Here is an 8,836-nt window from a genome sequence, read left to right as displayed (position 1 = left end):
ATCGGGCACACCTGCGACAAGGAGGGGATCGTACCTGGTCAGCTGACGTTGCACGCGGACCGGGGCGCCGCGATGCGCTCCAAGCTGGTCGCCGATTTGCTCGTCGATCTCGATGTCGTTAAAAGCCATAGCCGCCCTTATACGTCCGATGATAACCCGTACTCTGAAGCGCAATTCAAGACGATGAAGTATCGGCCAGGCTTCCCCGAGCGGTTCCATTCGTTGGACGAAGCGCGTGCCTTCTGCCAGAGGTTCTTTGCTTGGTATAACTATGACCATCGGCACTCTGGAATCGGCTACATGACCCCGGCCGCCGTGCACAACGACGTGGCAAAGATCATCTACGAGCAACGCGATCAGGTCCTGCAAAACGCCTTCTCGCGACATCCAAATCGCTTCAAGAACATCAACCCACGGCCCCCGGCACTGCCGACCGAAGCCGGTATCAATATGCCAAAAGCGACAATCCTGGGAGACGTACAGACTGAAAAAAGCTCCCTAAACTAATTGCGAAACCGGTCTCAAATAGTTTGACACGCTCCGGCCGCTCGCAATGGTAGTGTAGTCGGGTATCAAGCAATCAATACCGCATGCGAAAATGAACCCTAACATCAATCCAGTAATTGCCGTATCCGAAGTGAGACGTGAGCGTTATATGCCCGTCGATGGATTGCTGCGTCTGCTTGGATCTGATAAGGAAATTGAAAGGGCAATCGACAGCTACCTTCGGTATGCCGTCAGCGTACTGCCCCCTCACCGCCCCAACGGTAAGACGCTGCATCTTCATCAAGCTGCTACTTCGATTTGCAAAGTTGCTAGCGCAAGGCCAACCGCTACAACATTATTCGTATCTCTGCCCGAATTGTCGTCTGATTCCTAGGCTTGGCACAAGTGCTCGTGGTCCGCCGCGCCGGTCACGAGGGAGTATGAACTGGCAATGCTTACTCGAAAATTCAGACGTAAAAAAAGCGCCTTCCTGTACTCCAAATTCTTACTCCAACATCGAAGTAAGACTGGCAGGAAAACGCTTTGATTTCAAACACTTACATCAGCACCAAATTTCTGGCGGAGAGACGGGGATTCGAACCCCGGATAGGGTATAAGCCTATACACGCTTTCCAGGCGTGCGCCTTCAACCACTCAGCCATCTCTCCTGCATTACTTCTTCGCCTTCACGAAGCCGCATAGTATAGCAGAGATTCTTCAAGGCACCCGAGATTTTTCCGACGTCAGCCGGCAAGCTCGGCAACCTTGCGTTGCTTGATCTCCTTGTCGACCTGTCGTGCCAGCATCGCCGCAATAAAGGTCGTGCAGACAACGACGTAACCAACCTTTTCGAAGCCAAGCAGCTTGCCGTCCAAACCCGTACTGACCAGGTGCCCGGCCACGACCGCGGCAAGGCCGCCCGACAATTGCTGGATCGCCGCGCTGATGGCGTTGAACGAGCCGCGCATATGCATCTCGGGAACCGACGCAGACAGCGCCTGATACGGAATCATCCGCGAAAATATGCCAATGAACAGCAAGACATTGACGCACACCACCACTGCCAGCGGCACGGCGCGCAAGTGCGTGTAGGTGAGCACCATCACCGACGTCATGACGCTACCCACAAAAAACACGGGGAGCTTGCCGAACTTGTCTGCGGCCTTCCCAACCAAAGGCCCAACGAAAATCGCGCATAGCCCCGTGATCAAATAAATGGTAGGAAGGTCCTGGACGGCAATGCCAAGATTGTTGACCGTGAATACGCTGCTGAACGGCATGATCATGAAGCCACCCGTTGCCAGCAGCACCGTGGTGGCGAATGCGGGCAAGTGCCGCCGCTCGCCTACCGTGGCAATCAAGTGTCGGAAAGCATTCGTATCTTGTTTCCCTAAAAGATGGCCATCCACCGGGTTCAGGCGCCAGGCAACCACCAGCCCGCCCAAGGTGCCGATGGCAACCATCATGAAAAACGGTGCATGCCAGTCCCAGTGGTTCGACAAGTACAGGGCAATCGGTATGCCAAGCACCTGGCTGGCCGCAAATGCCGTTTGAATGATGCCCATTACCCGGCCCCGCAAATTGGCGGCAAACAGGTCGGTGGCAATGGCCAGCACGACCGAGCCGATCACGCCGCCAAACAAGCCGGTGACAATGCGCGCAGCCAGCAAGGACGCAAACGATTGTGCAAGACCGCACCACAAGGTGCCGGCCAAAAAGCCAACATAAAAGGAAAGCAGGATTTTTTTACGGTCGAAGCGGTCGGCATAGCCTGCCGCCAGGATCCCGCTCGCTCCGGCGCTAAATGCGTATGCGGAAACGATCATGCCGAATTTGGCCGGCGTGATCGCCAGCGCAGGCATGATGAGCGCGCCCAGCGGCGCCATCACCATGAAGTCGAGGATTACCGCGAACTGGAGGAAGGCCAGGAGACCGGCAACAAATATTTGGTAGCGGATAAATACCGCCGGCTCAAGGGCCGGCGTGGAGGCGGGTGGCGTAGCAAGCATGCAGCATTGCTAGGTTTGCCAAATGCCGGAATGTTACGCGGAAAACCGTTTTTGCGTGCGCGACCCAAGCGGTCCACACCCTGCTCCTGCAGTGAAAAACAGGACTAGGGCGTAACCTCTAAAGAAGCTTAGGATGCCTCCTTCAGCTGCTCCAAAATGGCAGGATTTTCCAGCGTAGAAATATCTTGCGTGATCGTCTCGCCCTTGGCCAGCACGCGCAGCAAGCGCCGCATGATCTTGCCGGAACGCGTCTTGGGCAGGTTGTCGCCAAAGCGAATTTCCTTTGGCTTGGCGATCGGCCCGATCTCCTTGGCCACCCAGTTGCGCAGCTCCAGCGCCAGCCGCTTGGCTTCTTCACCCGTCGGCCGCGCCTGCTTGAGCACCACGAACGCGCAGATCGATTCGCCCGTCGTGTCGTCCGGCTTGCCCACGACCGCAGCTTCGGCGACGATCGGATTGGCCACCAGTGCCGATTCGATTTCCATCGTCCCCATGCGGTGGCCCGAGACATTGAGCACGTCGTCGATGCGCCCGGTGATGGTGAAGTAACCGGTTTCCTTGTTGCGGATCGCGCCATCGCCGGCCAGGTACATGCGCCCGCCCAGTTCCTCCGGGAAGTAACTGGTTTTGAAGCGCTCGGGATTGTTCCAGATGGTGCGGATCATCGACGGCCATGGCCGCTTGACGACCAGGATACCGCCCTGCCCGTTCGGCACATCGACACCCGCTTCGTCGACAATTGCGGTCATAATGCCCGGCAACGGCAAGGTGCACGAACCCGGCACCATGGGCGTGGCGCCCGGTAGCGGCGTAATCATGTGGCCGCCCGTTTCGGTCTGCCAGAACGTGTCGACAATCGGGCAATTTTCGCGGCCGATATTCTTGTAGTACCACATCCATGCTTCCGGATTGATCGGCTCGCCGACCGAACCAAGCAGGCGCAGGCTGGACAAGTCGTAGTTCTTCGGATGCACGTCCGGGTTCACGTCAGCCGCCTTGATCAGCGAGCGGATCGCCGTCGGCGCGGTGTAGAACACGGTCGTCTTGTGCTTGGCGATGGTTTCCCAGAAGCGCCCCGCATTCGGGAAGGTGGGAATGCCTTCAAACACGATTTGGGTTGCGCCCACGGCCAGCGGGCCGTAAGCAATATAGGTGTGGCCGGTCACCCAGCCAATGTCGGCGGTGCACCAGAACACGTCGCTCGGCTTGATGTCGAACGTCCACTTCATCGTCAGCGCCGCCCACAGCAAATACCCGCCGCTGGAGTGTTGCACGCCTTTGGGCGTGCCGGTCGAGCCAGATGTGTAGAGGATGAACAGCGGATGCTCCGCGCTCACCCACTCCGGCTCGCATTCGGCCGGCTGGTTTGCCAACAGCTCGTGCAGCCACAGGTCGCGCCCTTCGGTGATCGGAATGGCGCCGCCGGTGCGCTTGTAGACGATCACGTCCTTGATGGTGGTGCAGCCGCCCAGCGCCAGCGCTTCGTCGACGATGGTTTTCAGGGGCAGGTGCTTGCCGCCACGCAGTTGTTCGTCGGCGGTGATGACGGCGACGGCGCCGGCGTCAATGATGCGCTCCTGCAGCGACTTGGCGGAAAAGCCGCCAAACACCACCGAGTGCGTGGCGCCGATGCGCGCGCACGCTTGCATGGCGGCCACGCCTTCGATCGACATCGACATGTAGATGATGACGCGGTCGCCCTTTTTAATGCCGCGTGACTTCAGGCCGTTGGCGAACTTGCAGGTCTTGTCATACAGTTCCTGGTAAGTGGCGCGGGTGACCTGGCCGTCGTCGGCTTCAAAGATGATCGCGGTGCGTTCGGCGTTGCCGTTCTTGAGGTTGCGGTCGAGGCAGTTGTACGACACGTTGAGCTCGCCGTCCTCGAACCACTTGTAGAACGGCGCGTCTGCTTCGTTCAGGGTCGACGTGAATGGTTTGTGCCAGTCCAGGTTTTCGCGCGCCAGGCGGGCCCAGAAGCCTTCGTAGTCGGTTTCGGCTTCCGCGCACAGTGCGTTGTAAGCGTCCATGCCGGATATGGCGGCCTGAGCTACAAAGGCGGGCGGCGGCGCAAAGACGCGATTTTCCTGCATACCGTGATTTTCCTGACTGATGTCGGTGCTAGCCATGCTTGTCTCCTGAGTGTAATAATTTTATTAACAAGGTAGCGCGTAACGCTTACTGTCGCCTTACAGGCATGAAAAGCCTGGGCTCTCTTGTCGATGGTACAGCATCACTCCTGTGCGGGCAGAAGTATAGATCTTGACGATTTTACCAATGTTTCACTTTCCAGTTTGTGGCTTGATCCAGATCAAAGATTGGTCAACTTTGCTGGCTCAGCCGCAGTGCAACAAAGCTCGGTTAAAATGATGCATCACAATTTTGCCTGACTGCCGGAGCTATTCATTCATGTCTGACCCTCTTTTGCCGACCACCCCTCCCAAGCTTACTCCGCTCAACAACCTGATCTTCATGAGCCGCTGGCTGCAGTTGCCGCTCTACTTGGGCCTGATCCTGGCGCAATGCGTGTACGTATTTCATTTCTGGGTAGAACTCAAGGATTTGATCGGCGCAGCGATGGGCAATGCAGCGGCATTGCAGCACATTTTCGATGCCGTCACGGTGCCGGGCGCCGTGCGGCCTACCAAGCTCAATGAAGCGACCATCATGCTGGTGGTACTGGGCCTGATCGACGTGGTCATGATTTCAAACCTGCTGATCATGGTGATCGTGGGCGGCTACGAAACGTTTGTCTCGCGCATGCACCTCGACGGCCATCCGGACCAGCCGGAGTGGCTTTCGCACGTGAATGCCTCCGTGCTCAAGACCAAGCTGGCGATGGCCATTATCGGCATCTCGTCGATCCACCTGCTCAAGACTTTTATTAATGCCGGCTCCTACAAGAGCGAGGTGATCATCGCGCAGACGGCCATTCACGTCGTGTTCCTGCTCTCGGCCCTGGCGATTGCCTATACCGACCGCATCATGATCGGCACCCAGAACCAGTCCAAAAACAATCACTAAGAGAACGCCATGACCGTCATCAAGCAAGCAGACCTGATCGAATCCGTCGCCGCAGCGCTGCAGTTCATCAGTTACTACCACCCGGCCGATTACATTCAGCATCTGGCGCGCGCCTACGAGGCCGAGCAGAGTCCCGCGGCCAAGGACGCCATCGCGCAGATCCTGACCAATTCGCGCATGTGCGCCGAAGGCAAGCGCCCGATCTGCCAGGACACCGGCATCGTCAACGTGTTCTTGAAAATCGGCATGGGCGTGCGCTTTGAAGGCTTTACAGGCAGCGTCACCGACGCCGTCAACGAAGGCGTGCGCCGCGCGTACAACTTCGACGACAACAAGCTGCGCGCCTCCATCGTGGCCGACCCGCAATTCGAGCGCAAGAACACCAAGGACAACACGCCGGCCGTGGTCCATATGGAACTGGTTGAAGGCAATACCGTCGACGTCAAGGTCGCTGCCAAGGGCGGCGGTTCCGAGAACAAGACCAAGTTCGTGATGCTCAATCCTTCCGATTCGCTGATCGACTGGGTCATGAAGACCGTGCCGCTGATGGGCGCCGGCTGGTGTCCGCCGGGCATGCTGGGCATCGGCATCGGCGGCACCGCCGAGAAAGCCATGCTGATGGCCAAGGAAGTGCTGATGGACGACATCGACATGTTCGAACTGAAGCAGCGCGGCCCGCAAAACAAGACCGAAGAGCTGCGCATTGAGTTGTGCGACCGCATCAATGCGCTGGGCATCGGTGCGCAAGGCTTGGGCGGCCTGACGACCGTGCTGGACGTCAAGATTGCCATGTATCCGACCCACGCCGCGTCCAAGCCAGTAGCGATGATTCCCAACTGCGCCGCCACGCGCCACGGCCATTTTGTGCTTGACGGCTCGGGCCCGGCCTACATGGAGCCGCCGGCGCTGTCCACCTGGCCCGACGTGCACTGGACGCCGGACACGGAAAAATCGCGCCGCGTGGACTTGAACACGCTGACCCGCGAAGAAGTCGCCTCGTGGAAACCGGGCCAGACCTTGCTGCTGAACGGCAAAATGCTGACCGGCCGCGACGCCGCCCACAAGCGCATCCAGGACATGCTGGCCAAAGGCGAGCCATTGCCGGTCGACTTTACCAACCGCGTTATTTATTACGTGGGCCCGGTCGATCCGGTGCGCGACGAAGCAGTCGGCCCGGCCGGCCCGACGACCGCTACCCGCATGGACAAGTTCACCGACATGATGCTCGAGCAAACTGGCCTGATCGCCATGATCGGCAAGGCCGAACGGGGCCCGGCGGCCATCGAATCGATCAAGCAGCACAAGTCGGCGTACCTGATGGCCGTGGGCGGCGCCGCTTACCTGGTATCCAAAGCCATCAAGAGCGCAACCGTGCTCGGCTTTCACGACATGGGCATGGAAGCGATCTATGAATTCGACGTGACCGACATGCCGGTCACGGTGGCGGTCGACGCCAACGGCACCTCGGTCCACAACACGGGGCCCAAGGAATGGGCGGCCAAGATCGAAGCGCTGAACATCCCCGTCATTGCCGCCTGATCCATGACGAGCGCCTCGCCTTTGCTTGACGCCCCGATCGGCGTGTTCGATTCGGGCGTGGGCGGGATGTCGGTGCTGCGCCATATCCAGGCGCAACTGCCGCATGAAAACTTGATCTACCTGGCCGACACCGGCTATGCGCCCTACGGCGCCAAGCCGGAACACGTGGTCGCCGAGCGTTCGCTGGCAATCGCGCAGTTCTTGGTCGGGCAGGGAGCCAAGGCGCTGGTGGTGGCTTGCAATACCGCCACCGTGGCGGCGATCAAGCTGTTGCGCGCGCATTACCCCAACCTGCCGCTGGTGGGCGTGGAACCGGGCTTGAAACCTGCCGCAGCTGCCAGCCGCAACGGCCAGGTCGCGGTGCTGGCCACCGATGTGACATTGGCCGGCGCAAAATTCCTGCTGCTGCGCGACCAGGTCAGCAACGCCAGCGGCGCCAAGTTTCTGCTGCAGGGTTGCCCGGGCCTGGTCGACCAGATCGAGCTTGGCGAATGCGATTCCGGCGCCACGCGCGTCATGCTCGAAGGCTATCTACTTCCGCTGCTTGCCAAGGGCGTCGACACGGTCGTCCTGGGCTGCACCCACTACCCTTTTGTGCGCGCCAGCATCGAAAGCATCTTGGCCAAAGCCGGCCGGCACGATGTGGTGCTGATCGATACGGGCGACGCCGTAGCGCGCCAGCTGGCTCGCCTGCTCGCTTCAAACGCGTGCCTGCGCCCGGAAAGCGGCACGCCGGCCACGCTCAAGGCATTCACGACGGCAAGCGGAACTGCGCTGTCGGCGGCGTTTTCAAGCTTGCTTGGACTGGTTCCCGTGGTAAAAGAGCTGCGAATCGAAAAAGATTTGGCAATTCCGGACGCGCACTAGCATTTTGATTTGCCAGTTGCCGACAAAGTTTGTATAATCGCTAGCTGTCTGGGAAGCATACGGACAAAATAGTAAATCAGTGGTGGCTGTAGCTCAGTTGGTAGAGTCCAGGATTGTGATTCCTGTTGTCGTGGGTTCGAGCCCCATCAGCCACCCCAAAAAATTTGTAGGAAACTAAATGGTTACACGCTTCGGCCTGTAGCCATTTTTGTTTTTTCGGAAGATGAAATGCTTTTTTCGGAACATCATTGGTGCAACGATTGCTTTTTAACTGGGAGTTTGCGCACTGGGATAGTTGCTTTCAGTTCCCCTTTTCGTTGGAGCCGTCCGGATCGCGGGCGCCGAAGCACTAGTGCTTCGGCCGCACGGCCGTAGCCGCTTCGGGTTCTTCAATGCGCTTCCAACACGACACCGCCATCCCACTTCGGGGCGGCTCTGTCGCACAGCTACCAGTTGGGCGAACGCCAGCCCATGGCGGTGCCGCGGCCGGATGGAGAATTTACGGTCTTTCAAGCAGCGACGATATTGAAGCGTGTGGCAGATGCGCCGAAACCGCTAGCCTTGTTCAGCTTGACCGGTCTCTTGACGCTGATTTTTGGCTTTGCGCGGTCGAACAAGAGCACTGCCTTCCCCGAATTGAGATGGCGCGACATGTAGATGAAGCCATCGACCATGGCCGGATTTTTGAATACCGCCAGTGCCCAGAGCTGCGTCATGTCATACAGGTCGTGACCCGCTAGCCTGAATTTTGCATAAAAAAGGGCAAGAATGCCGTAAGTGATTGATAAAATGTGAGTTATCTGGAAACACAGTTATCGACACGAACGCCACCTTGCCCGACATGAATTCTACCTCAGAGCAGCTCCGTTTTGCATCCATTCCCGCTCACAGCGTTCGCGCCGATTTCGCCGGAG

The 8,836-nt window shown here is 58.5% G+C and carries 8 protein-coding genes and 2 tRNA genes; 6 read left to right on the top strand and 4 right to left on the bottom strand.

What is annotated here, in order from left to right:
* Together ACP7D4_RS27135 and ACP7D4_RS27130 are read left to right on the top strand one after the other, a co-directional pair.
* A partial coding sequence (locus ACP7D4_RS27135) for a transposase (RefSeq protein WP_426212466.1) occupies positions 1–507 on the top strand: 507 nt, incomplete at its 5' end.
* A 91-nt stretch (positions 508–598) separates the two neighbouring features.
* Positions 599–880: a hypothetical protein gene (locus ACP7D4_RS27130; protein WP_426212464.1), complete on the top strand. Its 282-nt coding sequence runs from the start codon at positions 599–601 to the stop codon at positions 878–880.
* Between the two features lie 183 nt (positions 881–1,063).
* Here ACP7D4_RS27130 and ACP7D4_RS27125 read toward each other — a convergent pair.
* The 3 genes from ACP7D4_RS27125 to acs all read right to left on the bottom strand — a co-directional run bounded on the left by ACP7D4_RS27125 (position 1,064) and on the right by acs (position 4,621).
* Positions 1,064–1,154 (bottom strand) — tRNA-Ser (locus ACP7D4_RS27125).
* Positions 1,155–1,229: 75 nt separating this feature from the next.
* A complete protein-coding gene (locus tag ACP7D4_RS27120) occupies positions 1,230–2,495 on the bottom strand; it encodes an MFS transporter (protein ID WP_426212462.1) in 1,266 nt (421 codons plus the stop codon).
* A gap of 128 nt (positions 2,496–2,623) precedes the next feature.
* Entirely contained in the window at positions 2,624–4,621 is a 1,998-nt protein-coding gene (gene acs / locus ACP7D4_RS27115) for an acetate--CoA ligase (RefSeq protein ID WP_426212460.1), read from the bottom strand.
* A gap of 280 nt (positions 4,622–4,901) precedes the next feature.
* Here acs and ACP7D4_RS27110 point away from each other — a divergent pair, with 280 nt between their 5' ends.
* From ACP7D4_RS27110 to ACP7D4_RS27095, 4 genes are all read left to right on the top strand, one after another.
* Positions 4,902–5,516 carry a TIGR00645 family protein gene (locus ACP7D4_RS27110; RefSeq protein ID WP_426212458.1) on the top strand — a complete coding sequence of 205 codons (615 nt, stop codon included), beginning with the start codon at positions 4,902–4,904 and terminating at the stop codon, positions 5,514–5,516.
* Between the two features lie 9 nt (positions 5,517–5,525).
* Entirely contained in the window at positions 5,526–7,055 is a 1,530-nt protein-coding gene (locus ACP7D4_RS27105; RefSeq protein ID WP_426212456.1) for a fumarate hydratase, read from the top strand.
* Between the two features lie 3 nt (positions 7,056–7,058).
* Positions 7,059–7,922 carry a glutamate racemase gene (gene murI / locus ACP7D4_RS27100; RefSeq protein ID WP_426212454.1) on the top strand — a complete coding sequence of 288 codons (864 nt, stop codon included), beginning with the start codon at positions 7,059–7,061 and terminating at the stop codon, positions 7,920–7,922.
* A gap of 82 nt (positions 7,923–8,004) precedes the next feature.
* A tRNA-His gene (locus ACP7D4_RS27095) sits at positions 8,005–8,080 on the top strand.
* A gap of 351 nt (positions 8,081–8,431) precedes the next feature.
* Here ACP7D4_RS27095 and ACP7D4_RS27090 read toward each other — a convergent pair.
* Complete coding sequence (locus tag ACP7D4_RS27090; RefSeq protein ID WP_426212452.1) at positions 8,432–8,638, bottom strand: hypothetical protein; 207 nt, start codon at positions 8,636–8,638, stop codon at positions 8,432–8,434.
* Between the last annotated feature and the right edge of the window lie 198 nt (positions 8,639–8,836).

The organism is Massilia sp. TWP1-3-3 (genome assembly GCF_049897805.1).
Taxonomy (GTDB): Bacteria; Pseudomonadota; Gammaproteobacteria; order Burkholderiales; family Burkholderiaceae_D; genus Telluria_A.
This window is presented reverse-complemented; position numbering and strand designations above follow the sequence as displayed.